Origin of the sequence: Streptomyces caeruleatus (assembly GCF_001514235.1) — a bacterium.
GTDB classification, from domain to species: Bacteria; Actinomycetota; Actinomycetes; order Streptomycetales; family Streptomycetaceae; genus Streptomyces; species Streptomyces caeruleatus.
In genome coordinates this window covers 13,203-39,608 of sequence record NZ_KQ948952.1, presented here as the reverse complement: position 1 = coordinate 39,608, position 26,406 = coordinate 13,203, and the positions used below count along the sequence as shown (strand labels likewise).

Genomic DNA, 26,406 nt, shown 5'->3' with positions numbered 1-26,406 from the left:
CGCGTTTCCCTTTCCGGCGTTTCCGACTCTACCAGATCCTTTCGGGCCTGACTCCCAGTCAGCGGGGCTTGTCTTCGCGGCCGTTGGGCCGTTCCGACGAGTGAGACTTTAGCGGATTCCCTGCTCCCGAGCTAATCGGGGGCGGCGTTCTATCGAACGCGGATTCCTCATTCCGTAAATACGCATGCCAATGAAACGACGGCAGACGGATCGACTGTCGTCGAATGATGGTTGGTACTTGCGGAGTGGCTGTCCGGGGACCGACCGAAGTCGGCGCTCACGTCGGACAACTCGGAGAACACTACGGATCGGGTCAGGGCGTGTCAACTTCACGCCGGACGGCACCCCCGGGGCGTACTCTGGGACGCATGACGACGCATACGTGCATCCAGCTCTGGTGGGCCGCCTGACGGCGGCCGTAGTCACGTATGCACTCAACGGCCGCCGCCTCGGCGGCCGTTCTCGTTTCTCCCTCCAGAGCTCCTGAGGGTCGGCCGGCCGGGGGCGGCGGCCTCGACCAGGAGGTGGAGAGAGATGAAGCGGGTTTTCAGTGGGGTCAAGCCGACCGGGCATCTGACGCTGGGGAACTACCTGGGGGCCATGCGGCGGTGGGCGACCGTCGATCAGCACCAGGCCGACGCGTTGTTCTGCATCGTCGATCTGCACGCGCTGACCGTGGACCACGATCCGGCGCGGGTGCGAAGGCTCAGTCGGCAGGCGGCGACGTTGTTGCTTGCGTCGGGGCTGGATCCGGAGCTGTGCACCGTGTTCGTACAGAGTCATGTGGATGAGCACGCGCGGCTGTCGTACGTGCTGGAGTGCGTGGCCACGGACGGTGAGATGCGGCGGATGATCCAGTACAAGGAGAAGGCCGTGCGGGAGCGGGAGCGCGGGGGGAGTGTGCGGCTGTCGCTGCTGACGTATCCGGTGCTGATGGCGGCGGACATCCTGGCGTACGGGACTGACGAGGTGCCGGTCGGGGACGATCAGACGCAGCATGTGGAGCTCGCGCGGGATCTGGCGGTGCGGTTCAACCAGCGGTACGGGCACACGTTCGTGGTGCCCCGGGCGACGCCTCCGCAGGTCGCGGCTCGGGTGATGAACCTGCAGGATCCGGCCTCGAAGATGGGCAAGAGCGATGACTCCGGGCCGGGGATCGTCTATCTGCTCGACGAGCCGGATGTGGTGCGGAAGAAGGTCATGCGGGCGGTGACCGACAGCGGGCGGGAGGTTGTGTACGACCGGGCCGCGCAGCCTGGGGTGGCGAATCTGCTGGAGATCCTGGCTGCCTGTACGGGTGGGAACCCATCGGAGCTGAGCGGTGTATATGAGTCGTACGGCTCTTTGAAGTCGGCCACCGCGGAGGCCGTGGTCGAGGTTCTCAGGCCCGTGCAGGAGAGGCACAGGGAGCTGTGCGCGGATCCTGGCTATGTGGAGGGGGTGCTGCGGGATGGTGCGGAGCGAGCTCGGGCGATGGCCCGGCCGACCGTGGATGCCGCGTATCGGGCGATCGGATTGCTGCCGGCGGCGGCCACTGCGGGCGGGGCTGCGACTGCCGATATCGAGGTGACCGTCTAGGGGTGTGCTCGGGGCCGCCCTGGGGTGGGGCGGCCCTGGGCGTCACTTGGTGTTGCTGCCGGAGGCCAGTTCGCGGCTGCGGTCGCGGGCGGCTTCGAGGGCGGCGATGAGGGCGGCTCGTACGCCGTGGTTCTCGAGTTCGCGGATGGCGTTGATGGTGGTGCCGGCGGGGGACGTCACGTTCTCGCGGAGCTTGACGGGGTGTTCGCCGCTGTCGCGGAGCATCGTCGCGGCGCCGATCGCGGACTGGACGATCAGGTCGTGGGCCTTGTCGCGGGGCAGGCCGAGCAGGATTCCGGCGTCGGTCATGGCTTCGACCAGGTAGAAGAAGTACGCCGGGCCGGAGCCGGAGAGGGCGGTGCAGGCGTCCTGCTGGCCCTCGGGGACGCGGAGTGTCTTGCCCACGGCGCCGAAGATTTCCTCGGCGTGGGCGAGGTCGGCTTCGCTGGCGTGGCTGCCGGCGGAGATGACGGACATGGCCTCGTCGACGAGGGCGGGGGTGTTCGTCATGACGCGGACGACCGGGGTGCCGGCGGCGAGGCGGGACTCGAAGAAGGAGGTGGGGATGCCTGCGGCTCCGCTGATGACCAGGCGGTCGGCGGGGACGTGCGGGGCGAGTTCGTCGAGGAGGGTGCCCATGTCCTGCGGCTTGACCGTGAGGATCAGGGTGTCGGCGGTCTTGGCGGCTTCCGCGTTGGTGACCGGGGTGACTCCGTAACGGGTGCGGAGTTCTTCGGCTCGTTCCGCGCGGCGGGTCGTGACCAGGAGGTCGGCCGGGGCCCAGCCGCCGCGGATCATTCCGCTGAGCAGGGCTTCGCCGATCTTGCCGGTGCCGAGGACTGCGACTTTCTGGGTCATGGCTGGGGTGCCCTCCGGGGGTTGCGTCGTCCAGGTTCATCCTCGCATCGGGGGCGGCTTCGGAGGGGGCGTGTCCGCTGGGCGGGACGGGCAAGCCACCGGAGCGGTCATGGCGTCCTGCGCCTCAGGGTCGCCGCGCCGAGGGCGAGGACCAGCAGGGCGCAACCGGCCACGATCAGGGCGTCGCGGACGAAGTTGGCTGTCATGTCGGTGTGCTTGAGGACTTCGTTCATGCCGTCGACCGCGTAGGACATGGGGAGGACGTTGGAGATGGCCTCGAGGGCGGGGTGCATGTTGTCGCGGGGTGTGAAGAGGCCGCAGAGGAGGAGCTGGGGGAAGATCACGGCCGGCATGAACTGGACGGCCTGGAATTCGGAGGCCGCGAAGGCCGAGACGAAGAGACCGAGCGCGGTGCCGAGCAGTGCGTCGAGCAGGGCCACGAGCAGGAGTAGCCAGGGGCTGCCGGCGACGTCCAGGCCGAGGAACCAGAGGGCGAGTCCGGTCGCCAGGGCGGACTGGATGATCGCGAGGGTGCCGAAGGCGAGGGCGTAGCCGGCGATCAGGTCGCCCTTGCCGAGGGGCATGGCGAGGAGGCGTTCGAGAGTGCCGGAGGTGCGTTCGCGCAGGGTGGCGATGGAGGTGACCAGGAACATCGTGATCAGCGGGAAGATCCCGAGGAGGGAGGCGCCGATGTTGTCGAAGGTGCGCGGGCTGCCGTCGAAGACGTAGCGCAGCAGGAACAGCATCAGGCAGGGGACGAGGAGCATCAGCGCGATGGTGCGCGGGTCGTGGCGGAGCTGGCGCAGGACCCGGGCGGCGGTGGCGGTGGTGCGGGCCGGGTTCAGGGCGCCGGTGGGGGCGGGCCGGAGTGTGGTGGTCGGGGTCGTCGTGGTGGTCATCGCGTGGTCTCCTTCGCGCGGGCGGCCGCGGTCGCCTCGTCGACCAGGTGCAGGAAGGCGGCTTCGACGGTCTCGGACTGCGTACGGGTACGGAGGGCGTCCGGGGTGTCGTCGGCGAGGATCCGGCCCTCGCGCATGAGGAGGAGGCGGTGGCAGCGCTCGGCCTCGTCCATGACGTGGGAGGAGATGAGGAGGGTGGCGCTGCGGGAGGCCGCGATGTCGTGGAAGAGGTTCCAGAGGTCGCGGCGCAGGACGGGGTCGAGGCCGACCGTCGGTTCGTCGAGGACGAGGAGTTCGGGGGTGCCGAGGAGGGCGACCGCGAGGGAGACGCGGCTGCGCTGGCCTCCCGAGAGGTCGCCGGCCAGGGCGTCGGCGTGGCTGGTGAGGTCGACGTCGGCGATGGCGCGGGTGACGTTCTCGTGGCGCCGGTCGGCTGCCGCGCGGCCGGGGTCGAGGATCGCGGCGAAGTAGGCAAGGTTCTGGCGGATGGTCAGGTCGTCGTAGATGGAGGGGGCTTGGGTGACGTAGCCGATGCGGGTGCGCAGGGTGGGGTGGCCGGCGGGGCGGCCGAGGACGTCGAGGGTGCCGGTGACCTTGGCCTGGGTGCCGACGACGGCTCGCATGAGGGTCGTCTTGCCGCAGCCCGACGGGCCGAGGAGCCCGGTGATCTGGCCGCGCGGGACGGTGAAGTCGAGGTCGCGGAGGACCTGGCGGGTGCCGCGTACGACGTTCAGGGTCTCGGCTCGGATCGCGGCCTCGTCGGGAGGGTCGGATCGGACGGACGAATAATTCATCATGCGATGAATAATCCTCCGGTGGGTGAGCGGCGTCAAGCGGCGGGGCGGCCTAGGGCTGCGGTATGGCGAGACATGGCTCGCCCGCCCTCGCCGCGGTGTGGCGGGGCGGGCGGGAGGAGGAGGGAGAAGGGGGGGGAGAAGGGGGACGGTGAGGGGCCGTGTCGGTGGTCGTGGGGTCAGGAGGTGGTGGGGTCAGGAGGTGGTGGGGTCAGGAGGTGGTGGCGACCAGGAGGTCGACGTCGTAGGTCTCTTCGATGGTTCCGTCGGGGAAGGCGGCGAGAAGGTGTTGCTTCTCCTCGGCGAGGAAGGCGGTGCTCGCCTCGGTGCCGTGGACCAGGAAGATCGAGTGGCTGCCGAGGTTCGCCAGGTGCGTGTCGAGGGGGACGCGGCGGCTCCAGCGGACCTTGCGGCGGGTGAAGTCGAGGCGGCCGGTGGGGTCGGTCAGGGCGGCTCGGGCTCCGCTGCCGTTCTGTTCGACGACGGGATGGTTGCCGAAGCTGCGCTCGATGCGCTGCGCCTGGGCGATGTGCCAGGGGATGTCGAGCGGGGTGGTGTTCCACCACAGGGCCAGTGCGCCGCCGGGGCGTAGGACGCGGAGGGCCTCCGGCGCCGAGTGGGTGGGGTCGGTCCAGTGCCAGGCCTGGGCGTAGGTGACGAAGTCGACGGAGGCGGTGGCCAGGGGGAGGGCGTTGCCGTTGCCGCGGACTATCGGTATGTCGGGGTGGTTGAGGCGGAACTGGGCCGCCATGCCGTCGCCGGGTTCCACGGCGAGTACGTCGGCGCCGCGCCCGCGCAGGAGGGCGGTGCCGATGCCGGTGCCCGCGCCGACGTCGACGACGCGCGCGCCGGTGAAGGGGCGGCCGGCGAGTTCCTCGATCGTGTCGAAGAGGGCGGGTGGGTAGGAGGGGCGGTTCGCTGCGTACTGGGCTGCGGCGGCGTTGAAGGAGCGGGCGCGGTCGGTGTGGGAAGGGGCCGTCATAGGGCCATGGTGGCCCTGGTTGGTGCGGGGTGCTCCGAGTTTGGCGCGAGGTGGGTTCGGTGGTGGGTGGCGCGTCTCGTGCCCGAGGAGAGGGAGGGCGTGGCTCTTGTCGGTGTTAGCTGCGGCGGCGCTTCTTTGAGGGGTTGCCTGTGCGGCGGGTGGTGCGGCTCTCGTGTTGTTTGCGCGCCGTTTCGTATTCCTCGCGGTGGAGCTTCTCGCCGGGGGCCTCGGCGAGGGAGCGGAAGAAGTAGGCGAGGAGGGAGCCGACGAAGCCGATGGCCAGCAGGCCGCGGAGGGAGGCCTGGCGGTCGAGGTCGGGGCGCTTGCCGAAGCCGTCCCAGGTGTGGCGGTAGGCGAGCGCGCTGCAGATCGCGAACATCACGACCATCAGGACGGTGACGAAACCGCCGATGTCGGAGAGCTGGAGCCCTTCGTAGGCGAAGCGCAGGACCAGGCAGGAGATGGTGGCGGTGGCGAGGGAGCCGGCGGACACCGCGATGCGGCGGGCGGTGTAGCCGTTGTCGTGGTCGACCCAGGTCGTGCCGAAGAAGCGGAGGGGCTCGGGGCGGGGGCCGGTAGAGCCCGCGGGGGTGGTCGGGGTGCCGTTCTTCTCGCTCACGCGTCGATTATGGCTCCGGCGTGTCCGCGGGCTCCGTTCGGGATCCGTACGTGTTCCGCACGGGGTCCGGTGAACCGGGTCCCGGGCCCGGCTCGGGACCCGAAAGGGACCCGGCTCGGGACCCGAAAGGGACCCGGCTCGGGACCCGGAAGAGACCCGGCTCGGGACCCGGCTCGGGACCCGGAAGGAGCCTGGCTCGGCTCGACATCCGGAAGAGACCTGGCTCGGGACCCGGAAGGAACCCGGCCCGGGACCCGGAAGGGACCGGAAGAGACCGGGTTGGGACCCGGGTCTGGTCAGGTCTGGTCAGGTCTGGTCAGAAGGAGCAGCGTGGGCGGACGTAGCCGTCGCTGCCCGTGTTCACGTAGGCGTCCGAGACGAACTCGCCGTCGTCGATGTTGTCCCAGATGTTCGAGGTGCCGTAGGGGCCGGTCACGTTGGTGCCCGGTGTCTGGCAGAAGATCTGGATCTGGGCGCCCTCGGGCAGGACGCGGACGACGGAGTAGTTGGTGCCGGGGCCCCGGCGGACGTTCAGGCGGACGCCCGGGGCGACCGAGTAGTAGCGGAGCGCCGAGGCGCTTGCGGTGGCTGTCATCGTCGCCACGGCCTCGTCGGTGTCGGCACCCCCGACTTCTGCGGCTCTTTCGACACCTTCAACGCGATCTGCGGACATGGCAAAACCTCCCCCGTTGATCCCCATGGCTGCCATGGGGTCCCGTTGATTCCCCTAAATCACGCCACGCACACATGTGCGTGTTGGGAACACGGAGGCTAGCAAGTCGCCTCTGTCTCGTACGAGTCATCGACTAGGCTCCGTGCGTCGCGCGAGCGGACGAACAGCACGGGGGTGGTCCCATGGCGCCACAGCAGAACGCCGGAGCGGGCGCGGAAGCGGAACTTCCCGAGTACGCCGGTCACTACCGCCTGGAGTCGCGCCTGGGGTCCGGCGGCATGGGCATCGTCCATCTGGCCCGGAGTACTTCGGGCATGCAGCTCGCGGTGAAGGTCGTGCATGCCGAGTTCGCCAGGGATCCCGAGTTCAGGGGGCGGTTCCGGCAGGAGGTAGGGGCAGCCAGGAAGGTCAGCGGGGCCTTCACCGCGCCGGTCGTGGACGCCGATCCCGAGTGCGAACGGCCCTGGATGGCCACGCTGTTCATCCCCGGTCCGACGCTCTCCGACCAGGTGAAGCGGAACGGGCCGATGGAGCCCGCGCAGTTGCGGCGGCTGATGGCCGGACTCGCGGAGGCGCTGCGTGACATCCACCGGGTCGGCGTCGTGCACCGGGACCTGAAGCCCAGCAATGTACTGCTCGCCGACGACGGACCGAAGGTCATCGACTTCGGCATCTCTCGGCCAAAGGACAGCGAACTGCGCACCGAGACCGGGAAGCTGATCGGTACGCCGCCGTTCATGGCACCCGAGCAGTTCCGGCGGCCGCGCGAGGTCGGGCCCGCCGCAGATGTCTTCGCGCTCGGGTCCGTGATGGTGCACGCGGCGACGGGGCGGGGGCCGTTCGACTCGGACAGCCCGTACGTCGTCGCCTACCAGGTCGTCCATGACGAGCCGGATCTGACCGACGTACCGGCGAATCTCGCCCCGCTCATCGCGCGCTGTCTGGCCAAGGAGCCCGAGGACCGGCCCACGCCCGACGAGTTGATGCGGGAGCTGCGGTCGGTTGCGGCGTCGTACGACACCCAGGCGTTCATACCGGCGCAGCGGAGCACGGAGGAGCCGTCCGGCCCGGGCGTCGGGTCGGGGGCCGGCTCGGAGGTCGAGTCGGAGGTCGAGTCGAGGGCCGAGCCGAAGGCCAGGGCGAAGGCCGGGGCGAAGGCCGAGCCGAAGGCCGAGCCGAAGGCCAGGGCGAAGGCCGAGCGGAAGCCGCGTGTCGAGGGGGAGGCCGAGCGGCTGCCCGGCGAACGCCGACGCCGGAGAAAGGTGTTGGCCCTCGGGGCCGGGAGCGTCGCGCTCGTCGCGGTCGCCGCGCTGGTCTCCGTACAGGTGCTCGACGGTCTGGAGCCGACGCCGGAGCCCAGGAGCTCACGGACCATGTCGGCCGGGTTCAGCGGGTGGGCGACGTCGGGGCCCGAGAAGGACACGCCGCTGTGCTCCCGCGGGGTGGGCAAGGTGGTGTGCGCGCAGGAGGGGCTCGTCTTCGCGCTCGACCCGATGGACGGCCGGCTGCTGTGGCGGCACCCTGTCGACACGTCGCAGGTGGGCGGGCCGCCGGCCGTGGCGGGCGGTCTCGTCCACCCGTGGTCCGGGGAGGGCCGGCGGCTGGAGGCGCTCGATCCGGCGACGGGCAAGGCGCGTTGGCAGCGGGACGTGCCCGCGTACGGCGCTTCGGTGCCCGTCGAAGACATGCTGCTGCTCACCGGCACCGACGGCACGGTCACCGGCGTGGACGCCGGGTCGGGGGACACGAAGTGGAGCCGGCGCGTGCCCGGTCTTCAGGCGCCGAACTTCGTCTCGTTCGCCGGAGACCCGCTGGCGTACGCGACGAGCACGTCCGTGGACGGTTCGGGCACGCGGGTCGTCGCGCTCGATCCGGGCACGGGTGACGTGCGTTGGGACGCCCGGATGGAGGGGACGCTGAAGCCCGTCGGCACGTCGGACGGGTCGGTCTGCTTCGTCTCCATCGAGGGTGTCTACAGCGATGCGCGGGCCCTGGTCCGCTACTCCCCCGCCGACCGGTCCTCACGCCGCGTGCCGCTGCCCCTCCCGCTCTCGCGTGCGCACGGCACCGTGCGCGGGGACGTCGTCTACCTCGTGGGCGGTGACGGGAAGGTGAGCGCCGTCGACATGGAGGCGCGCAAGCAGCTCTGGAGTCTGGAGACGTCCGTGCTGCGTACGTCGTCGCCCGTCAGTGACGGCCGTCATGTGTACGTCAGTGCCCCCGACGGCCGGCTGCTCGCCGTGGACGCCGACGACGGCCGGCTCGTGGGCCAGACGCCCCCACGGCTCAGCGCGGGCTCGGACCAGATGGCGGCCGATCTGCCCGAGCCCGTTCTCGCCGACGGCCGCGTCTACGCCACCGCCCCCGACGGCACCGTCTTCGCCGCCGACGCCCGGGACCCGTCGGCCTGGTGACAGGCGCGGGGGCCGCCCCCTGAGGAGACGGCCCCTGCGATACGTACGCGTGCGTCGAGGGCACCGGCACGTACGCCAGTGACGGCCAGGCGCCGCTGCCCTACGTCAACCCGGCTCGGCCATCACCCCAGCCCGGTCATCACCCCAGCTCGGCCATCAGCCCAGCCCGGTCATCACCCCAGCTCGGCCATCAGCCCAGCCCGGTCATCACCCCAGCTCGGCCATCAGCCCAGCCCGGCCATCAGCCCAGCTTGGACACATCCCGGACGGCGCCCTTGTCCGCGCTGGTCGCCATCGCGGCGTAGGCCCGCAGTGCCGCGGACACCTTCCGCTCGCGGCCCTTCGGGGCGTACGCCCCGTTCAACGCCTGCTCGCGACGGGCGAGTTCCGCGTCGTCGACGAGCAACTCGATCGAGCGATTCGGGATGTCGATGCGGATACGGTCGCCGGCCTCGACGAGGGCGATCGTGCCGCCGGACGCGGCCTCCGGGGAGGCGTGGCCGATGGACAGGCCGGAGGTGCCGCCGGAGAAGCGGCCGTCGGTGATCAGGGCGCAGGTCTTGCCGAGGCCGCGGCCCTTGAGGAAGGACGTCGGGTAGAGCATCTCCTGCATGCCGGGGCCGCCCTTGGGACCCTCGTACCGGATGACGACGACATCACCATCGGTCACCTGCTTGTTGAGGATCTTCTCGACGGCCTCTTCCTGCGACTCGCAGACGACAGCCGGTCCCTCGAAAGTCCAGATGGACTCGTCGACACCGGCCGTCTTCACGACGCACCCGTCCACGGCGAGGTTGCCCTTGAGGACCGCGAGGCCGCCGTCCTTGGAGTACGCGTGCTCGGCGCTGCGGATGCAGCCGCCCTCGGCGTCCTCGTCGAGGGCCTCCCAGCGCTCGGACTGCGAGAAGGCCTCCGCGGAGCGGACACAGCCGGGGGCGGCGTGCCACAGCTCGACGGCCTTCGGGGAGGGGGATCCGCCGCGCACGTCCCAGGTCTTCAGCCAGTCCGACAGGGAGGGGCTGTGCACGGCGTGCACGTCCTCGTTGAGCAGCCCGGCGCGGTGCAGCTCGCCCAGCAGGGCGGGGATGCCGCCGGCGCGGTGCACGTCCTCCATGTAGTACGTACGGTCCTTGGCGACGTTCGGGGCGACCTTCGCCAGGCAGGGGACCCGGCGGGAGACCGCGTCGATCTCGTTCAGCCCGAAGGGGACACCCGCCTCCTGGGCCGCGGCCAGCAGGTGCAGGATCGTGTTCGTGGAGCCGCCCATCGCGATGTCGAGCGCCATGGCGTTCTCGAACGCCGCGAAGGTGGCGACGTTGCGCGGCAGGACCGTCTCGTCGTCCTGCTCGTAGTAGCGGCGGGTGATGTCCATGACCGTGCGGGCGGCGTCCTCGTACAGGGCCTTGCGGGCCGTGTGCGTGGCGAGGACCGAGCCGTTGCCGGGCAGGGAGAGGCCGATGGCCTCGGTCAGGCAGTTCATCGAGTTGGCGGTGAACATGCCGGAACAGGAGCCGCAGGTCGGACAGGCGTTCTCCTCGATACGGAGGATGTCCTCGTCCGAGATCTTGTCGTTCACCGCGTCGGAGATCGCGTCGACCAGGTCGAGGGTGCGGACCGTGCCGTCGACGAGCGTGGCGCGGCCGGACTCCATGGGGCCGCCGGAGACGAAGACGGTCGGGATGTTGAGCCGCAGGGCGGCGTTCAGCATGCCCGGGGTGATCTTGTCGCAGTTGGAGATGCAGATCAGGGCGTCGGCGCAGTGGGCCTCGACCATGTACTCCACGCTGTCGGCGATGAGGTCGCGGGAGGGCAGGCTGTACAGCATGCCGCCGTGGCCCATCGCGATGCCGTCGTCCACGGCGATCGTGTTGAACTCGCGCGGGATGCCGCCGGCCTCCCTGATCGCCTCGCTGACGATCCGGCCGACGGGCTGGAGGTGGGTGTGGCCGGGCACGAACTCGGTGAACGAGTTCGCCACCGCGATGATCGGCTTCCGGCCGATGTCCGCACCGGGTACACCGGAGGCGCGCATAAGGGCGCGGGCGCCCGCCATGTTGCGGCCGTGGGTGACTGTGCGGGACCTCAGCTCGGGCATCGTCGCTCGCTCCTTAGGGACTGCAAGACTGCAGAGACTGCGGTCAGAGACTTCTGACTGCTAACGAGCGTACGCCGGTCATCCAGAGGGCGGGACGAGGTGTCCGGAATACGGGACGGATGTCTCGCGGAACAGCCATCCGGGGTCGGCCGGCCCCGGACGGATGTCTCGCGGAACAGCCATCCGGGGGTCAGCCGGCCCGCGGAAGTCCCGCGGGTACCACCCGGCGAGACCAGCCCTCGACGGTGTCACCGCCCGGTGAGATGCCCCTGCACCACCGGCGCCACCCGCCCGATGATCTGCTCCACGTCCACCGAGGCGACCGGCTCGATCTTGATGACGTACCGCATCATCGCGACGCCCACCAGCTGCGCGGCCGCCAGCTCGGCGCGCAGCTCCGCGTCCGGGGCGTCGATCTCACCGGCGATACGGCGCAGCAGCTGAGCGGAGACGAGCCGCCGGAAGACGGCGGCCGCGGCGTCGTTGTTGACGGCGGACCGCACGATCGCCAGCAGCGGCTTGCGCGTGACGGGGTTCTCCCAGAGTCCGAAGATGACGCGGGTCATACGCTCCCCGACGTCATCCAGAGGTCCTTCCAGCACCACGTCCCGCACCTTCAGGGCGGGCGCGAAGGCGACCTCCACCGATGCCTCGAAGACCTGCTCCTTGGTGCCGAAGTAGTGGTGCACGAGCGCCGAGTCGACCCCGGCCGCCTTGGCGATCCCCCGCACGGACGTCTTCTCGTAGCCCCGTTCGGAGAACTCCTCGCGGGCCGCGTCGAGGATGCGGTCGCGGGTGTCGGCGGATTCCGTACGAGGGGGTCGGCCGCGGCGTCGGGAGCTCACCCCGCCCGGTCCCGAGGTGGTGTCGGTCACGGCCGGGGCACCTTCACCGCGGAGGCCAGATGCAGCCGTGTGAAGGCGAGGGCCTCGGCGAGGTCGGCCTCGCGTTCGGCGCTGGACATGGCGCGGCGGGTGTTGACCTCGATGACGACGTGACCGTCGAAGCCGGTCAGGGCGAGCCGCTCCAGCACCTCGGCGCAGGGCTGGGTGCCGCGGCCGGGGACGAGGTGCTCGTCCTTGGCCGACCCGCGGCCGTCGGCGAGGTGGACGTGTCCGAGGCGGTCGCCCATGCGGTCGACCATCTGGAGCGCGTCGCTGCGGGCGGTCGCGGTGTGACTGAGGTCGATCGTGAAGTGCCGGTAGTCGTCGTTCGTGACGTCCCAGTCGGGGGCGTACGCGAGCATCTCGCGGTCGCGGTAGCGCCAGGGGTACATGTTCTCTACGGCGAACCGCACATCCGTCTCGTTCGCCATCCGCCAGATTCCCTCGACGAAGTCGCGGGCGTACTGGCGCTGCCAGCGGAACGGGGGGTGTACGACGACGGTGCCGGCGCCCAGCTTCTCGGCGGCCGCCTGGGCGCGCTGGAGCTTGGTCCAGGGGTCGGTGGACCATACGCGCTGGGTGATCAGCAGGCACGGGGCGTGGACGGCGAGGATCGGGATGCGGTGGTAGTCGCTGAGCCTCCGCAGCGCCTCCATGTCCTGGCTGACCGGGTCGGTCCAGACCATGACCTCGACGCCGTCGTACCCGAGGCGCGCCGCGATCTCGAAGGCCGTCGCCGTCGACTCCGGATAGACCGAGGCCGTCGACAGGGCGACCTTCGCATCCGGGATGCGCACCACTGGTTCTGCCACGGGGACAGCGTACGGGGCGGGGGTGGGCGCGGGGGAACCGATGGGTTCGTGGCTGGGAGGAGGGGGGTAATCGGCCAGGGGTGCGAACTGGGGTTATGCCGGGGGTGGGGGTGGAGCAGTACGGGCGAGCGTGTGGCGGGCCTCACGCGCCCCCGCTTTCCTCGCCCCCGCCGCCCCTACCCGTCCCATCCCCAGGGGCTCCGCCCCTTCGACCCCGCTGGGGGCTGCGCCCCCAGACCCCGCTGTCGGCCCTTCGGGCCTCGTCCTCAAACGCCGGACGGGCTGAAAATGACACGGCCCCGACCCACCACCCCACCGGACAGCCACGGACCGCCGCAGGCATCACCCCACCGACAAGTGATCCAACTTCCGCAGGATCACACCCTCCCGCAACGCCCAAGGACAGACCTCCAGCGTCTCCACCCCGAACAGATCCATCGCGCCCTCAGCCACGAGCGCCCCCGCCAGCAACTGCCCCGCCCGCCCCTCCGAGACCCCGGGGAGTTCCGCGCGCTGGGCCACCGTCATCCCCGCCAGGCGCGGGACCCACGCCTCAAGGGACTCCCGCTTCAGCTCGCGCTGGGTGTACAGGCCCTCCGCGGAGCGGGCGGCGCCGGCGATGCGGGCCAGTTGCTTGAAGGTCTTGGACGTGGCGACCACGTGGTCCGGCGCACCGAAGCGGCTGAATTCGCCGACCGTACGGGCGATCTGCGCCCGCACATGCCGCCGCAGCCCACGTATGTCCTCGGCCTCCGGCGGATCCCCCGGCAGCCACCCCGCCGTCAGCCGCCCCGCCCCGAGCGGCAGCGACACCGCCGCGTCCGGCTCCTCGTCGATGCCGTAGGCGATCTCCAGCGACCCGCCCCCGATGTCCAGCACGAGCAGCTTCCCGGCCGACCACCCGAACCAGCGCCGAACGGCGAGGAAGGTAAGCCGAGCCTCCTCGGACCCGGTGAGAACCTGCAGTTCAACGCCGGTTTCAGCCTTCACACGCGCGAGTACGTCATCGGCGTTGCTGGCCTCCCGCACCGCGGACGTCGCGAACGGGAGCACTTCCTCGACGCCCTTGTCCTCGGCCGCCTGCAGCGCCTCGTGAACGACGCCGATCAGCTTGTCGACCCCCTCGGGACCGATGGCGCCACTGTCATCGAGGAGTTGGGCAAGGCGCAGTTCCACCTTGTGCGAATGCGCGGGCAACGGGCGCGCGCCCGGGTGCGCATCCACCACCAGCAGATGCACCGTGTTAGATCCCACGTCGAGGACACCGAGTCTCATGTACGGAACGCTACTGCCACCGGGCGTTCCCCCGACCTTCAAGGTCCTCGAAGCCGCAGGTACGGACGCCGTACCCTGGACCCGTGCCAAAGACGAAAAAGGCGAAGACCGACAAGACGGCCAAACCAGCCAAGGGTTCTTCGCAGGCGAAGGCGGCCACGAAGTCGAAGAAGCCCAAGAACGACTCCCCGGAACCGGACGAGAAGGGCCTCGACTTCGCGCGCGCATGGGTGGAGTTCCCTGATCCGGCGGACGACGAGCAGGTCTTCCGCTGCGATCTGACATGGCTGACCTCCCGTTGGAACTGCATCTTCGGCAGTGGCTGCCAGGGCATCCAGGCGGGCCGCGCGGACGACGGCTGCTGCACGCTGGGCGCGCACTTCTCCGACGAGGACGACGAGAAGCGGGTCGCCGAGCATGTGGCGAGGCTCACGCCGGAGATCTGGCAGCACCATGACGAGGGCATGGAGCACGGCTGGATCTCGGAGGACGAGGACGGCGACCGCCAGACCCGCCCCTTCAACGGCTCCTGCATCTTCCAGAACCGCCCCGGCTTCGCGGGCGGCGCGGGCTGCTCGCTGCACATCCTCGCCCTGAAGGAGGGCCGCGAGCCGCTGGAGACCAAGCCGGACGTCTGCTGGCAGCTGCCGGTCCGCCGGACGTACGACTGGATCGACCGGCCCGACGACACCCGGGTGCTCCAGGTGTCGATCGGTGAGTACGACCGCCGCGGCTGGGGCCCGGGCGGCCATGACCTGCACTGGTGGTGCACGTCGGCGACCTCGGCGCACGGCGCGGGCGACCCGGTGTACGTGTCCTACCGGCCGGAGCTGATGGAGCTGATGGGCAAGGCGGGTTACGACCGCCTGGTCGAGCTGTGCGAGCAGCGGCTGGCCTCGCAGCTGCCGCTGGTCGCTCCGCATCCGGCGGATCCCGTCGACTAGGGCCTCCCCGCCCACCGGGCGGCACCGGCGCCTACGGCCCCGACGGGCTCGGGTCGCCGCTCCCGCTCGGCGGCGGCGTCGAGCCCCCCGGCCCGGACGGACCCGAGGGATCTGACGGGCCGGTCGGATCGGACGGCGCCGGGTCGTCGGCCGTGGGCGACGGATCGGGGTCGGGAGACGACGGCGGCGGGTCGCTCGGCGTCCCCGGGTCGGTCGGGGCCGGTGTCGTCGGCGTCGGGTCGGGTCCGGAGGACGAGGGCGGCGGCCCGCTGGGCGTCCCGGGGTCGGTCGGATCCGTGGGGTACGGATCGGGGCCAGGTCCGTGGCCGGGGTCGGAAGGGCTCGGGGCGGTGCCGTAGCCCTCGATGGAGACGAGGGCGCCGGCCGGTGAGATCGCCACGCGCGCGCTCCAGTGCCCGGACGGCTCGCGCAGATGGTCGACGTACACCTTGATCGTCAACGACTCGCCAGGCGCCAGGGTTCCCGCCGACTGGCTCAGGTAGAGCCAGTGCGCACCGGTGCTCGCGGACCAGCGCACCGGCGCCCGCCCCGTCGCCGTGAGGGTGACGAACGTCGTGTCACCGCTGTGGCCGGCCGAGACCTCCAGTCGCCCGGTCCCCGCCGCGTGCGCGCCGCTGACGCTGATGACCTCCACGGAGACGTCCGGTGTGCCGCGCTCGCCGAGCCGGTCCCCCCGCCTGGCGCTCGCGTTCCCGGCGTTCTCGTAGCCGTCCCCCGCGGCGTCGCCGTCGAGGGCGCCCGGGCCGCGGGCCTCGCTCGCGCTGGCCGAGTGGCCGTCGACGCCCTCACCGGTCGCGGTGCCCCGGTAGGCGGCCCACAGGGCGATGACCGGGGCGCCGACGACGGTGGCGACGACGGTCGTGGTGACGGCACGCGCGCGCAGACGGTCCCTGCGGGCGGCGCGGTCCTTGGGGTCCATCGGGAAGCCGCGCCGGTCGAAACGCGGTACGGCCACGCCACGCGCGCGTGGGGTGTGCGCGAGGGCCATGTGGAGGGCCGCGCGGGGGGCCTGGAGGACGGGCAGTTCGGCGGGGGTGACGGCCGCGCCGGGCCACCGGCCGGGGACGGCGCGCTCGGCGGTGCGACGGCAGCGCGGGCAGTCGTCGACGTGCCGGACGAGCTCGCGGCGCAGGGCGGTGCCGAGGACGACCTGGTTGTCGCCGGTGAGGCGGGCGACGCTCGGGCAGGCGCCGGTCTCGACGACGGCGAGGGCCGCGCGGGTGCGCTCGACCTCGCAGGCGGCGGAGGCGAGCAGTTCGCGGGTGGCGGCCAGGTCGATGCCGAGGACGGCGGCGACCTCGTGGGTGGCGAGGTGGTGGCGTACGGCGAGTTCGAGGGCCTCGCGCTGCTCCGGGGTGGTACCGGCGGCCTCGGGCCAGGCCAGCTGGGCGAGTTCGCGGCGCCGCTGCTCCTGGACCTCCTCGGAGACACCCGCCCGGGCGGACTGCGCCCCCGTCTGCCGATGGGCGCCGGGACGGCCCGCCGCATGGCTGCTCTGACGTTTCTGCTTGGCCTCGGCCAGCTTGCGCAGACACGCCCAGCGGGCCAGCGCGTACAGCCAGGGCCTGCGGTCCGCGGCGGTCTCCGGCACCCGCTGCCCGCGCCGCTCGGCGAGCGCGAGGACGTCGCCGAGGGCCGCGGTCGCGGTGTCGTGGTCGCACAGCACGGACAGGCAGTAGGTGAACAGCCCGTCCAGATACGGCTCGTAGCGCGCGGGCGGCCGCTGCGCCAAGGTGCGCGCCGCCGCACGATCACGCGCCTCCCGATGCGCCCGATGCGCGCCGGCGGTGCGGGTCGAGGTCTCCGGACTGCTGCTCGTCATTCGTGGACCGTAGGCGGCCCGGCGTGGCACCTTCCGCCCGCTTGAGCAGTTTTAATCCGTACGGGTGAAACGATCCCTCAAAGGGGTACAGGAACCCGGGATTCCATGGCTTGTGCATGACGAGTGGCCCGAGGCGGCGGCCCCCGCGGAAGCCCGCCGAGCGGCCCCTGTGCCGGCCCGGAGAGGCGCCGTGTGCGCGACCGTGCGGCGTTGTCAGTGGGCTCGGTTACGGTTCTTCGCATGGCTGCCCGTACCAAGACCACGAAGGACCGCCCGTCCTACCGCTGCACGGAGTGCGGCTGGCAGACGGCCAAGTGGCTCGGCCGCTGCCCCGAGTGCCAGGCCTGGGGGACGGTCGAGGAGTACGGCGCGCCCGCGGTCCGTACGACGACCCCGGGCCGGGTGACGAACTCCGCGCTGCCCATCGGACAGGTCGACGGCCGACGGGCCACCGCGCGGTCCACCGGCGTGCCCGAGCTGGACCGGGTGCTCGGCGGCGGCCTGGTGCCCGGCGCCGTGGTCCTCCTCGCGGGCGAGCCCGGCGTCGGCAAGTCCACGCTGCTGCTGGACGTGGCCGCCAAGTCGGCGAGCGACGAGCACCCCACCCTCTATGTCACCGGCGAGGAGTCGGCCAGCCAGGTGCGGCTGCGCGCCGACCGCATCGGCGCCCTCGACGACCACCTCTATCTCGCCGCCGAGACCGATCTGGCCGCCGTGCTGGGCCACTTGGACGCGGTGAAGCCGTCGCTGCTCATCCTCGACTCCGTGCAGACCGTGGCGTCCCCGGAGATCGACGGGGCGCCCGGCGGCATGGCCCAGGTCCGGGAGGTGGCCGGCGCCCTGATCCGCGCCTCCAAGGACCGCGGCATGTCCACGCTGCTTGTGGGACACGTCACGAAGGACGGCGCCATCGCCGGCCCCCGGCTCCTGGAGCACCTCGTCGACGTGGTGCTCCACTTCGAGGGCGACCGGCACGCGCGCCTGCGGCTCGTCCGGGGCGTGAAGAACCGCTACGGCGCGACGGACGAGGTCGGCTGCTTCGAACTGCACGACGAGGGCATCACGGGCCTCGCCGACCCAAGCGGACTTTTCCTGACCCGTCGTGACGAACCTGTCCCCGGCACCTGCCTGACGGTCACCCTGGAGGGCCGCCGCCCGCTGGTCGCCGAGGTACAGGCACTCACCGTCGACTCGCAGATCCCCTCCCCGCGCCGTACGACGTCCGGACTGGAGACCTCACGCGTCTCGATGATGCTGGCCGTACTCGAACAGCGTGGCCGGATCAGCGCGCTCGGCAAGCGGGACATCTACTCCGCGACGGTCGGCGGCGTGAAGCTCTCGGAGCCCGCCGCGGACCTCGCCGTCGCCCTCGCGCTGGCCTCCGCCGCCAGTGACACACCTCTCCCCAAGAACCTCGTCGCGATCGGCGAGGTCGGCCTCGCGGGCGAGGTCAGACGGGTCACGGGCGTCCAGCGCAGACTGGCCGAAGCGCACCGTCTGGGCTTCACCCACGCCCTCGTTCCGGGCGACCCGGGCAAGGTCCCCGCGGGCATGAAGGTGCTGGAAGTGGCCGACATAGGGGATGCGCTCCGGGTCCTTCCGCGGTCGCGTCGGCGAGAGGCCCCACGGGACGAGGAGGACCGCCGGTAGACTTTGCCCTGGTCTCGCCCGTCCGTACGAACCGAGTGTGCGAAACGGGAGCGTCCCAGAACCTGCGACCGGAGGAGTGCAGTGGCAGCCAACGACCGGGCAGCAGCTCCCGGAAAGTCCGGTGGGAGCTCCGGTGCCGATGGCCTGATGCGCGCCTCACTGAGCGCCGTGGCACCCGGCACGGCCTTGCGCGACGGGCTTGAGCGGATCCTCCGCGGCAACACCGGCGGACTCATCGTGCTCGGCTCCGACAAGACCGTCGAGGCGATGTGCACGGGCGGATTCGTCCTGGATGTCGAGTTCACGGCGACGCGTCTGCGTGAGCTGTGCAAGCTCGACGGCGGCATCGTGCTGTCGTCGGACCTGTCGAAGATCCTGCGCGCCGGCGTCCAGCTGGTCCCGGACCCCACGATCCCCACGGAGGAGACCGGCACCCGGCACCGCACGGCGGACCGGGTCAGCAAGCAGGTCGGCTTCCCGGTCGTCTCGGTCTCCCAGTCCATGCGGCTGATCGCGCTCTACGTCGACGGCCACCGCCGCGTCCTGGAGGACTCGGCGGCGATCCTCTCCCGCGCCAACCAGGCCCTGGCGACCCTGGAGCGCTACAAGCTCCGCCTCGACGAGGTCGCGGGAACGTTGTCAGCGCTGGAGATCGAGGACCTGGTGACGGTCCGCGACGTCTCGGCGGTCGCCCAGCGGCTGGAGATGGTCCGGCGCATCGCGACCGAGATCGCGGAGTACGTGGTGGAGCTGGGCACCGACGGCCGTCTCCTGGCTCTCCAGCTGGACGAGTTGATCGCGGGCGTGGAGCCCGAGCGCGAGCTCGTGGTGCGCGACTACGTCCCCGAGCCCACCGCCAAGCGCTCCCGCACGGTCGACGAGGCGCTGTACGAGCTGGACGCCCTCACCCACGCCGAGCTCCTGGAACTGCCCACGGTGGCACGGGCGTTGGGCTACACCGGATCCCCGGAGGCGCTGGACTCGGCGGTCTCCCCGCGCGGCTTCCGTCTGCTGGCCAAGGTGCCGAGGCTGCCGGGCGCGATCATCGACCGTCTGGTGGAGCACTTCGGCGGCCTGCAGAAGCTGCTCGCCGCCAGCGTGGACGACCTCCAGACGGTGGACGGCGTCGGCGAGGCGCGGGCGCGCAGCGTGCGGGAGGGCCTGTCGCGGCTGGCGGAGAGCTCCATCCTGGAGCGGTACGTCTAGCGCTCCGCCGGAAACACCGCGACAGATCGCTGCTCGGGTGCGTCGCCGTCATGGCCGTACGTGCCCGCGCGGCGGAGCCGCATGGTGAGTACAGCACCGCGCCCCTTGAGGGCGCGGCCTCCCGACAAGCGCTCAGTCGTTCTCCAGCACGAACGACGTCTGTGCCGTGCCGAACCCCGGTGCCTTCGCCTCCACCAGATAGGTGCCCGCGGCGGCGGACCCCGCGGGCGGCGTCGCGCACTGCGGGGCGCTGGCCTTGCGGTCCCACTTCACGGTGTAGTTGATGCTCTCCCCGGCGGGCACCCGGAACTTCAGGCTGCCGGCCACCTCGGGACAGTCGGCGGAGGACCAGAAGTCATCCTCGGAACCCGCCTGAGTGACCGTCACCACCGTGTTCTTCGGGCCGAGATCGACCTTGCAGTCGTAGCTGGAGGAGTTCGTCGCGATCAGCAGCAGGGCGGGCTTCTCGCCGGGCTCGTACGCGTTGTGGAGGCTCTTCACCGTCACCTTCACCGCGCCCGCGACACAGTCGGGCAGCGCGGAACCGGCATCGACCGTGTCGTCGACCCCGACGCCGCTGCCCGAGCCGCCGCCCGCGGATCCGCCGCCCGAGCCGTCCGAACCGCCGGAGTCCCCGGAGCCGTCCCCGGACCCGCCGTCGTCACCGGACCCGGTGTCCGACCCGGAGCCGTCGCCCGATCCCGAGCCGCCGGTGTCCGCGCCGGGCGACTCGTCGCGCCCGCCCGGCGCCTGACTGATCGCCGGGCCCGAGCCCGAGGGCCCCGGGGTGATCGTCGAGGGCGCGGGATTCTTGCCGTCGGACCCGCCCGCGTTGTTCTTTCCGCCACCGTCGCCCGAGGTGAGTACCCAGGTGGCCAGTAGCGCCAACAGGGCGACCACAGACAGCAGTACGGCCCTCCGTCGCCAGTAGATGGTGGAGGGAAGCGGCCCGACCGGATTGCGCAGAGATCCCACGGCGCAAACTGTACGAGAGATCGGTGCGCCAACAGGCTCCACCCGCCGCCCTGGGCCGCAACTTTTCCGGATCATCATCCCGGAGACCGCGCCCCGGGGCCCGTGCCACCCCTGTCTTCCGTCAGGTGCGGCCCCTGCCGATCGCAGGATGTGACGGGATCGGCCCGCCGCCTACGGTCCGTGACCATGGACTTCGAGGACGCCGAGCTCTACCGCGACATCACCGACTTCGCCCGCGACACCCCAACGTGGGTACAGCACACCGCCGAGATATGGACGGAGGCCGGGCTGCTGCTGTTCGGCGCGCTGTTCCTCACCACGTGGTGGCGGGCCCGACGGAGTACCCCCCGGGCGTTCGCGATAGCGGCCCTTGCACCTCTGGCCACGGCTGTGGCGTACGTATGCAGTGAGCTCCTCAAGTCGGTTGTCGCGCAGGAGCGTCCGTGCCGGGCGGTACCGGGAGCGACCGCCTCGCTCGCCGCCTGTCCGCCGCCCGGCGACTGGTCCTTTCCCAGCAACCACGCCACCATCGCGGGCGCCGCGGCGCTCACCCTGGCCCTGGCCAGGCACACCCTCCTGTGGCTGACGGCTCCCCTGGCCCTGCTGATGGCCTTCTCCCGCGTGTTCGTCGGCGTCCACTACCCGCACGACGTCGCCGCGGGCCTCGCCTTCGGCGCGCTGGTCGCGGTGGCGGCCGTACGACTGACCACGCGCCCCGCGACCCGGCTGGCCGAGGCCATGCGGGCGGCTTCGGCACCGGCGTTCGTGCGGTGGGTGACGGGGCCGCAGGTGACGGGGCCGCAGGAGTCCCGGCCGTCGTATCGCCGCTGACCGGCGCGGCAGCCGGGCGTGGCTACCGCACCAGCCCCGCCTCGTACGCCACGATCGCCGCCTGCACCCGGTTGCGTACGCCCAACCGGTCGAGCACCGCGCTCACATACGCCTTCACGGTGCCCTCGACCAGATGCAGCCGGGCGGCGATCTCCGGGTTGGACAGGCCGGTGCCGACCAGGCCGAGCACCTCGCGCTCGCGCGGGCTGAGCTCGGCCACGCGTGCGCGTGCGGCGGCCTCACGGCCGAGGCGGCCGTCGCTGCCGCCCAGCCCGTCGATGACGTACCGGGCCACCCTCGGCGACAGAAAAGCGGCGCCGCCCGCCACCGCCCGTACTCCCGCGATCAGTTCGTACGGGTCCCCGGACTTCAGCAGAAAGCCGGTGGCGCCGCCGCCCAGGGCGCGGGCCACGTAAGCCTGTTCGGAGAAGGTGGTGAGCATCGCCACGGCGGTGCCGGGGACGGTCCGTACGATCTCCTCGGCGGCGGCGAGCCCGTCCAGGCAGGGCATACGGATGTCCAGCAGGGCCACGTCCGGGCGGTGGGCCCGGGCCAGTTCGACCGCCTCGCGCCCATCACCCGCCTCGGCGACGACCTCGGTCTCCCCGCCGCTCGTAAGGATCGCGCGCACACCGGCCCGCACCATCGCCTCGTCGTCGGCCAGCAGTACACGGATCACTGTGCGAACTCCTCATGCGGGGCGGGACGTTGGGCCTGACCGGCCCTCGGGACCACGTCCTTGGCGACGAGCCGTCCCTCGTCGTCGAAGCACAGCCTGAAGTGGTCGACGGAGACGAGGAGTTCGCCGCTCGCGCGGTAGTAGCGGCAGTCGCTGCCCGGCGGGGGCGGCGTGGGGGCGCGCTCCACGGGCGCGTCCCGGACGGTGCGGTCCGGCAGGACGCCTGCGATGTCGTGGTCCGGCGTCCCGAGCCGCAGCTCGGCGTAGGCGGCCGGCGACAGCACCGAGTGGGTCTCGGTGTACGCGTACCAGGCGAAGGCTCCGCCGACGAGCAGGACGCCCGCGCCCACGGCGGCCACGGCGGCTAGGGCGACACGACGGCGGGCGTGCGTGAAGGGGGCGTAGGGCGCCGGGGAGGGCCGTACGGCCGGGGCGGCGGGCTGGTCGGGGACGTACGCCCGGACGCGGAAGCCGCCCGGGTGCGGGCCGGCGGCGAAGTCGCCGCCGACCGAGGTGACGGCGGCGCGCAGGGCCTGCAGGCCGGTGCCGCCGGAGGAAGGGGAGGGGGCGCCGCTCCGCCCGCTGGTCACCGTGACCGTCGTGCCGTCGGTCTCCCGGCCCGCCGCCACGGTGACCGCGGCGCCCGGCGCGTGCCGGGCGGCGTTGGTGAGCGCCTCGCGGACCACCCGGTACAGGACCCGTTCGGCGACGCCCCCCGGCTGCGGCACGGCGCGGGCCGCCTCGTCCCAGCGCACGGGCAGCCCCGACTCGGCGGCGCGGGCGACGAGTTGCTCGACGGTCTCCCCCGGCGGGGTCAGGGACGCCGGCTCGTCCGCCTCCCGCAGGACGCCGATGATGCGGTGCAGCCGGTCGGTGGCGTCGGAGGCGGCCGCGCGCAGGTCGGCGGCGGCGTCTCGATGGTGGTCCGGCAGGTCGGGGGCGACCTGGAGGGCACCCGCGCGCAGCGCGATGAGGCTCAGCTCGTGCCCCAGGGAGTCGTGCATGTCCTGGGCGATCCTGGCCCGCTCGCGCAGCCGGGCCCGCTCCTCGGCGACGCGCTGCTCGCCCTCCAGCCGCGCGGCCCGGCTCCAGCCGGCCTCGGTCAGCCGACGGCTCTGCCGCCAGTAGCGTCCGGCGAGCCACGGAAAGACACACCCGAACAGCAACGTGCCCGTCAGCACGGCCCATTCCGGCGCCGGGTCGACCCCGAGGAGCGCGATCCGCGCCGTACCGAGACAGCCGACGGCCCCGAAGAGGGCGGCCGCCGCTCGCACGCCGTCCGCGCGCAGGCCCAGCAGCAGCGCGAAGACGCCTAGCGCGGGGCCGTAGGAGACGGTGAACAGGGCGGGGGCGGCGGCCAGACCCAGTACGGCCGTCAGTGCGAACGCCGCCAACGGGCGCCGTCGGGATACGGCGACCGCGGCGGCGAGCACGGCGAGCCCGGTCGCCTGCTGCCACCCGGCGCGCGGCTCGTTCATCCCGAGGCGGTCCGCCGTGAGCGCGGGCAGCGCGAGGGCGGCCCAGAGCAGACAGGCCCGCCATATGTGAGGACGTTCCATCCGCCCGACGCTACAAGCGAGGGGCGGGGCGCGACTGCTGCCGATCGTCAGGTGCGGGGCGTTCTTGCGGCAGGTCAGCCGAATCAGCCCGTCCGGCGCACCCCCAAGGACCGCAGCCGACCGCAACCCGCAGCCGCACAACGCACCGGCACCACCACCTACCGACCCGGCCGCCCCCAACATGGCAGGATCGGAAAGGCCATGACTGCGCCCACAAAGCCCTCACCCGACAACCCCGCCAACGCCCTCTCCGGCTCCCCCCTCGGAGAGAACCTGCACAGCCCCGTGATCGACTGGTTCGACGAAAACGCCCGCGACCTCCCCTGGCGGCGCCCCGAGGCGGGCCCCTGGGGCGTGATGGTCAGCGAGTTCATGCTTCAGCAGACGCCGGTGAACCGGGTCCTGCCCATCTACGAGCAGTGGCTCGCCCGCTGGCCCCGCCCCGCCGACCTGGCCAAGGAGGCCCCCGGCGAGGCCGTCCGGGCCTGGGGCCGGCTCGGCTACCCGCGCCGCGCGCTGCGGCTGCACGGCGCCGCCGTCGCCATAGCGGAGCGGCACGGCGGGGACGTACCGACCGACCACGCCCAGCTGCTCGCGCTGCCCGGCATCGGCGAGTACACGGCCGCGGCGGTCGCCTCCTTCGCCTACGGTCAGCGTCACCCCGTCCTGGACACCAACGTCCGCCGGGTCCTGGCCCGGGCCGTGACCGGCACGCAGTACCCGCCGAACGCCACGACCGCCGCCGAACGCAAGCTCGCCCGTGCCCTGCTCCCCGAGGACGAGCGCACCGCCGCCCGCTGGGCCGCGGCCTCCATGGAACTCGGCGCGCTGGTGTGCACGGCGAAGAACGAGTCCTGCCACCGCTGCCCGATCACCGCGCAGTGCGCCTGGCGGCTCGCGGGCAAGCCGGAGCACGAGGGCCCGCCACGGCGCGGTCAGACGTACGCCGGCACGGACCGCCAGGTGCGCGGCAAGCTGCTCGCCGTCCTGCGCGAGGCCCATGTGCCGGTGCCGCAGGCGGACCTGGACCGGGTGTGGCACGAGCCGGTGCAGCGGGCCCGTGCGCTGGACGGCCTGGTGGCGGACGGGTTGGTGGAGCCGCTGCCCGGCGGGATGTACCGGCTGCCGCTGAGCTGACGCTCGGACACATCACAGCCGTAGGGCCTCTGCAACATCCGACGCACAGTCATTCCACGGGAACAACTCGGACAAACCCTTACATACGCCACCCAACTCCCTTGTCGTTTTACCCCTTTCCTTCTTCCGTTACACAACCGACGGACAGCCGAGCGCTAGCCGCAGGCTGCTTCGGACAGCCCCGTGACAACGCCTCCGTAGCTTCATTTCCGTACCCGGCAGACGGGGACGACTACGAAGCACAGGCAGTGACACCGACGGCGAACGAGCCGGCGGGAACGGGGAATCGGAGGCGGTCAACATGGCGCAGGGAGAGGTGCTCGAGTTCGAGGAGTACGTCCGCACCCGGCAGGACGCGCTGCTGCGCAGCGCCCGCCGGCTGGTCCCGGACCCGGTGGACGCGCAGGACCTGCTGCAGACGGCGCTGGTCCGGACGTACCACCGCTGGGACGGCATAGCGGACAAGCGGCTCGCCGACGCCTACCTGCGCCGCGTGATGATCAACACGCGGACCGAGTGGTGGCGGGCGCGGAAGCTGGAGGAGGTGCCGACCGAGCAGCTCCCGGACGCCTCGGTCGACGACTCCACCGAGCAGCACGCGGACCGCGCCCTGCTGATGGACATCATGAAGGTTCTGGCACCGAAGCAGCGCAGCGTCGTGGTGCTGCGACACTGGGAGCAGATGTCCACGGAGGAGACGGCCGCCGCCCTCGGCATGTCGGCCGGAACGGTCAAGAGCACGCTGCACCGGGCGCTCGCCCGGCTCCGCGAGGAGCTGGAGAGCCGCGATCTGGACGCACGCGCGCTGGAGCGTGAGGAGCGGGAGCGTTGCGCGGCCTAGGCACGACGACGGGCGGCACCGGGCGCACGGACAGGGGTGACAGGGACGCGGACGGGGCCTCCGGGTCCGCGGACATGGGCTTCCCCCCACCCGGACCCGTGCGGGTCCGGGGGAGCTTGCAGGCGGCGTTCACGGCGATGGCCGTGGTCGTCGCCGTCGCCCTTTTCGCCTCCGCCTGCGCCACCGGCGGCACCGGCGCCCGCGACGAGGGCCCGGCCCACGCCGACTCGGTGAGCGGCGCGGACGCCTCGTCGTCGTTCGCCCCCACGCCCACCGCCTCCGCGTCGGCCTCGGCGGTCCCGGACCGGACCGAGGCCGTCCGGCTGGTCAAGGCCGATCCCGCGGTGTCGGGGGAGGTCAAGCGGGCGCTGAAGCCGTGCGTGTCCGACGACTATCCCGTCGACGTGTCGTACGGCGATCTGACCGGCGGGCCGGTGGACGACATCGTGGTCAACGTCCTGTCCTGCGGCGACGCGGTCAGTGTCGCCTCGTATGTGTACCGGGAGCAGGGCGGCGCGTACCACAATGTGTTCAAGACCGAGGAGCCTCCGGTCTACGCGGAGATCGACCGCGGCTACCTGGTGGTGACGAAGCAGGTGTACGCCAAGGATGACGCGCTGTCGAACCCGTCCAGCGAGAACGTGCTGTCGTACCAGTGGGTCTCCGGCCGCTTCGTCCAGCGGTACAACACCCGCACCGACTACGGCACACTCGGCGGCGACGAGGAGTCGGCGGCGCCCGACGGCTGAGGACCGGCCGGGGCGGCAGTGAACGCTTCGGCCGATCCACGCGTCCCCCAAGTGGACGCCCCCTCCATGGACCTGTCCGACGCACCCCCAGCAGAACACGAGGACTGAG

At 71.8% G+C, this 26,406-nt stretch carries 23 protein-coding genes; 9 read left to right on the top strand and 14 right to left on the bottom strand.

Annotated elements, in window-relative coordinates; translation table 11 throughout:
• The first annotated feature begins 534 nt into the window (after positions 1-534).
• Entirely contained in the window at positions 535-1,578 is a 1,044-nt protein-coding gene (gene trpS / locus AQJ67_RS43645) for a tryptophan--tRNA ligase (RefSeq protein WP_062725660.1), read from the top strand.
• A gap of 42 nt (positions 1,579-1,620) precedes the next feature.
• On the opposite strand, the gene proC is transcribed toward trpS, so the two are convergent.
• From proC to AQJ67_RS43615, 6 genes are all read right to left on the bottom strand, one after another.
• On the bottom strand, positions 1,621-2,436 hold the full coding sequence (gene proC / locus AQJ67_RS43640; protein ID WP_062725658.1) for a pyrroline-5-carboxylate reductase: 816 nt from the start codon (positions 2,434-2,436) through the stop codon (positions 1,621-1,623).
• Between the two features lie 107 nt (positions 2,437-2,543).
• Positions 2,544-3,335 (bottom strand): ABC transporter permease, encoded by a 792-nt coding sequence (locus AQJ67_RS43635; protein ID WP_062725656.1) that lies wholly within the window; start codon positions 3,333-3,335, stop codon positions 2,544-2,546.
• On the bottom strand, positions 3,332-4,132 hold the full coding sequence (locus AQJ67_RS43630; protein WP_062725654.1) for an ABC transporter ATP-binding protein: 801 nt from the start codon (positions 4,130-4,132) through the stop codon (positions 3,332-3,334). Before AQJ67_RS43630 ends, AQJ67_RS43635 begins: the two co-directional genes overlap by 4 nt.
• Before the next feature lie 208 nt (positions 4,133-4,340).
• Positions 4,341-5,111 carry a class I SAM-dependent methyltransferase gene (locus AQJ67_RS43625; RefSeq protein ID WP_062725652.1) on the bottom strand — a complete coding sequence of 257 codons (771 nt, stop codon included), beginning with the start codon at positions 5,109-5,111 and terminating at the stop codon, positions 4,341-4,343.
• Between the two features lie 115 nt (positions 5,112-5,226).
• Positions 5,227-5,730 carry a hypothetical protein gene (locus AQJ67_RS43620; protein WP_062725650.1) on the bottom strand — a complete coding sequence of 168 codons (504 nt, stop codon included), beginning with the start codon at positions 5,728-5,730 and terminating at the stop codon, positions 5,227-5,229.
• A gap of 316 nt (positions 5,731-6,046) precedes the next feature.
• Positions 6,047-6,403, bottom strand: a complete 357-nt coding sequence (locus tag AQJ67_RS43615; protein ID WP_062725649.1) for an SH3 domain-containing protein — start codon at positions 6,401-6,403, stop codon at positions 6,047-6,049.
• A 182-nt stretch (positions 6,404-6,585) separates the two neighbouring features.
• Between AQJ67_RS43615 and AQJ67_RS43610 the strand changes: the two genes are divergently transcribed.
• Positions 6,586-8,817 carry a protein kinase domain-containing protein gene (locus AQJ67_RS43610; protein WP_062725647.1) on the top strand — a complete coding sequence of 744 codons (2,232 nt, stop codon included), beginning with the start codon at positions 6,586-6,588 and terminating at the stop codon, positions 8,815-8,817.
• Positions 8,818-9,058: 241 nt separating this feature from the next.
• On the opposite strand, the gene ilvD is transcribed toward AQJ67_RS43610, so the two are convergent.
• The 4 genes from ilvD to AQJ67_RS43590 all read right to left on the bottom strand — a co-directional run bounded on the left by ilvD (position 9,059) and on the right by AQJ67_RS43590 (position 13,883).
• A complete protein-coding gene (ilvD, locus tag AQJ67_RS43605) occupies positions 9,059-10,912 on the bottom strand; it encodes a dihydroxy-acid dehydratase (protein WP_062725645.1) in 1,854 nt (617 codons plus the stop codon).
• Between the two features lie 248 nt (positions 10,913-11,160).
• Positions 11,161-11,787, bottom strand: coding sequence for a TetR/AcrR family transcriptional regulator (locus AQJ67_RS43600; protein ID WP_062725643.1), 627 nt, complete (start codon positions 11,785-11,787; stop codon positions 11,161-11,163).
• Complete coding sequence (locus tag AQJ67_RS43595; RefSeq protein ID WP_079056554.1) at positions 11,784-12,608, bottom strand: sugar phosphate isomerase/epimerase family protein; 825 nt, start codon at positions 12,606-12,608, stop codon at positions 11,784-11,786. The genes AQJ67_RS43600 and AQJ67_RS43595 overlap by 4 nt, the downstream gene beginning before the upstream one ends.
• A 342-nt stretch (positions 12,609-12,950) precedes the next feature.
• Positions 12,951-13,883 carry a Ppx/GppA family phosphatase gene (locus AQJ67_RS43590; RefSeq protein WP_062725639.1) on the bottom strand — a complete coding sequence of 311 codons (933 nt, stop codon included), beginning with the start codon at positions 13,881-13,883 and terminating at the stop codon, positions 12,951-12,953.
• Between the two features lie 83 nt (positions 13,884-13,966).
• On the opposite strand from AQJ67_RS43590, the gene AQJ67_RS43585 reads away from it, so the two are divergent.
• Positions 13,967-14,827: a DUF3109 family protein gene (locus AQJ67_RS43585; RefSeq protein WP_062725637.1), complete on the top strand. Its 861-nt coding sequence runs from the start codon at positions 13,967-13,969 to the stop codon at positions 14,825-14,827.
• A 31-nt stretch (positions 14,828-14,858) separates the two neighbouring features.
• On the opposite strand, the gene AQJ67_RS43580 is transcribed toward AQJ67_RS43585, so the two are convergent.
• Entirely contained in the window at positions 14,859-16,670 is a 1,812-nt protein-coding gene (locus tag AQJ67_RS43580) for a BACON domain-containing protein (protein ID WP_062725635.1), read from the bottom strand.
• Between the two features lie 240 nt (positions 16,671-16,910).
• Here AQJ67_RS43580 and radA point away from each other — a divergent pair, with 240 nt between their 5' ends.
• Complete coding sequence (radA, locus tag AQJ67_RS43575) at positions 16,911-18,320, top strand: DNA repair protein RadA (RefSeq protein WP_062725634.1); 1,410 nt, start codon at positions 16,911-16,913, stop codon at positions 18,318-18,320.
• An 81-nt stretch (positions 18,321-18,401) separates the two neighbouring features.
• On the top strand, positions 18,402-19,526 hold the full coding sequence (gene disA, locus AQJ67_RS43570; protein WP_062725632.1) for a DNA integrity scanning diadenylate cyclase DisA: 1,125 nt from the start codon (positions 18,402-18,404) through the stop codon (positions 19,524-19,526).
• A gap of 132 nt (positions 19,527-19,658) precedes the next feature.
• Here disA and AQJ67_RS43565 read toward each other — a convergent pair whose 3' ends face one another.
• Positions 19,659-20,501: a hypothetical protein gene (locus tag AQJ67_RS43565; protein ID WP_079056552.1), complete on the bottom strand. Its 843-nt coding sequence runs from the start codon at positions 20,499-20,501 to the stop codon at positions 19,659-19,661.
• Between the two features lie 186 nt (positions 20,502-20,687).
• Here AQJ67_RS43565 and AQJ67_RS43560 point away from each other — a divergent pair, with 186 nt between their 5' ends.
• Positions 20,688-21,332 carry a phosphatase PAP2 family protein gene (locus tag AQJ67_RS43560; protein ID WP_062725666.1) on the top strand — a complete coding sequence of 215 codons (645 nt, stop codon included), beginning with the start codon at positions 20,688-20,690 and terminating at the stop codon, positions 21,330-21,332.
• Positions 21,333-21,354: 22 nt separating this feature from the next.
• On the opposite strand, the gene AQJ67_RS43555 is transcribed toward AQJ67_RS43560, so the two are convergent.
• Together AQJ67_RS43555 and AQJ67_RS43550 are read right to left on the bottom strand one after the other, a co-directional pair.
• The gene (locus tag AQJ67_RS43555; protein ID WP_062725629.1) at positions 21,355-22,011 is read right to left on the bottom strand and encodes a response regulator transcription factor; all 657 of its coding nucleotides are present in this window, start codon (positions 22,009-22,011) and stop codon (positions 21,355-21,357) included.
• Positions 22,008-23,570, bottom strand: coding sequence for a sensor histidine kinase (locus AQJ67_RS43550; RefSeq protein ID WP_062725626.1), 1,563 nt, complete (start codon positions 23,568-23,570; stop codon positions 22,008-22,010). Before AQJ67_RS43550 ends, AQJ67_RS43555 begins: the two co-directional genes overlap by 4 nt.
• 201 nt (positions 23,571-23,771) lie before the next feature.
• On the opposite strand from AQJ67_RS43550, the gene AQJ67_RS43545 reads away from it, so the two are divergent.
• The 3 genes from AQJ67_RS43545 (at position 23,772) to AQJ67_RS43535 (ending at position 26,297) form a co-directional block, all read left to right on the top strand.
• Positions 23,772-24,707 carry an HhH-GPD family protein gene (locus tag AQJ67_RS43545; RefSeq protein ID WP_062725623.1) on the top strand — a complete coding sequence of 312 codons (936 nt, stop codon included), beginning with the start codon at positions 23,772-23,774 and terminating at the stop codon, positions 24,705-24,707.
• A gap of 301 nt (positions 24,708-25,008) precedes the next feature.
• Complete coding sequence (locus AQJ67_RS43540; RefSeq protein WP_003999062.1) at positions 25,009-25,548, top strand: SigE family RNA polymerase sigma factor; 540 nt, start codon at positions 25,009-25,011, stop codon at positions 25,546-25,548.
• Positions 25,549-25,622: 74 nt separating this feature from the next.
• Positions 25,623-26,297, top strand: a complete 675-nt coding sequence (locus AQJ67_RS43535; RefSeq protein ID WP_062725664.1) for a hypothetical protein — start codon at positions 25,623-25,625, stop codon at positions 26,295-26,297.
• Positions 26,298-26,406: the final 109 nt, after the last annotated feature.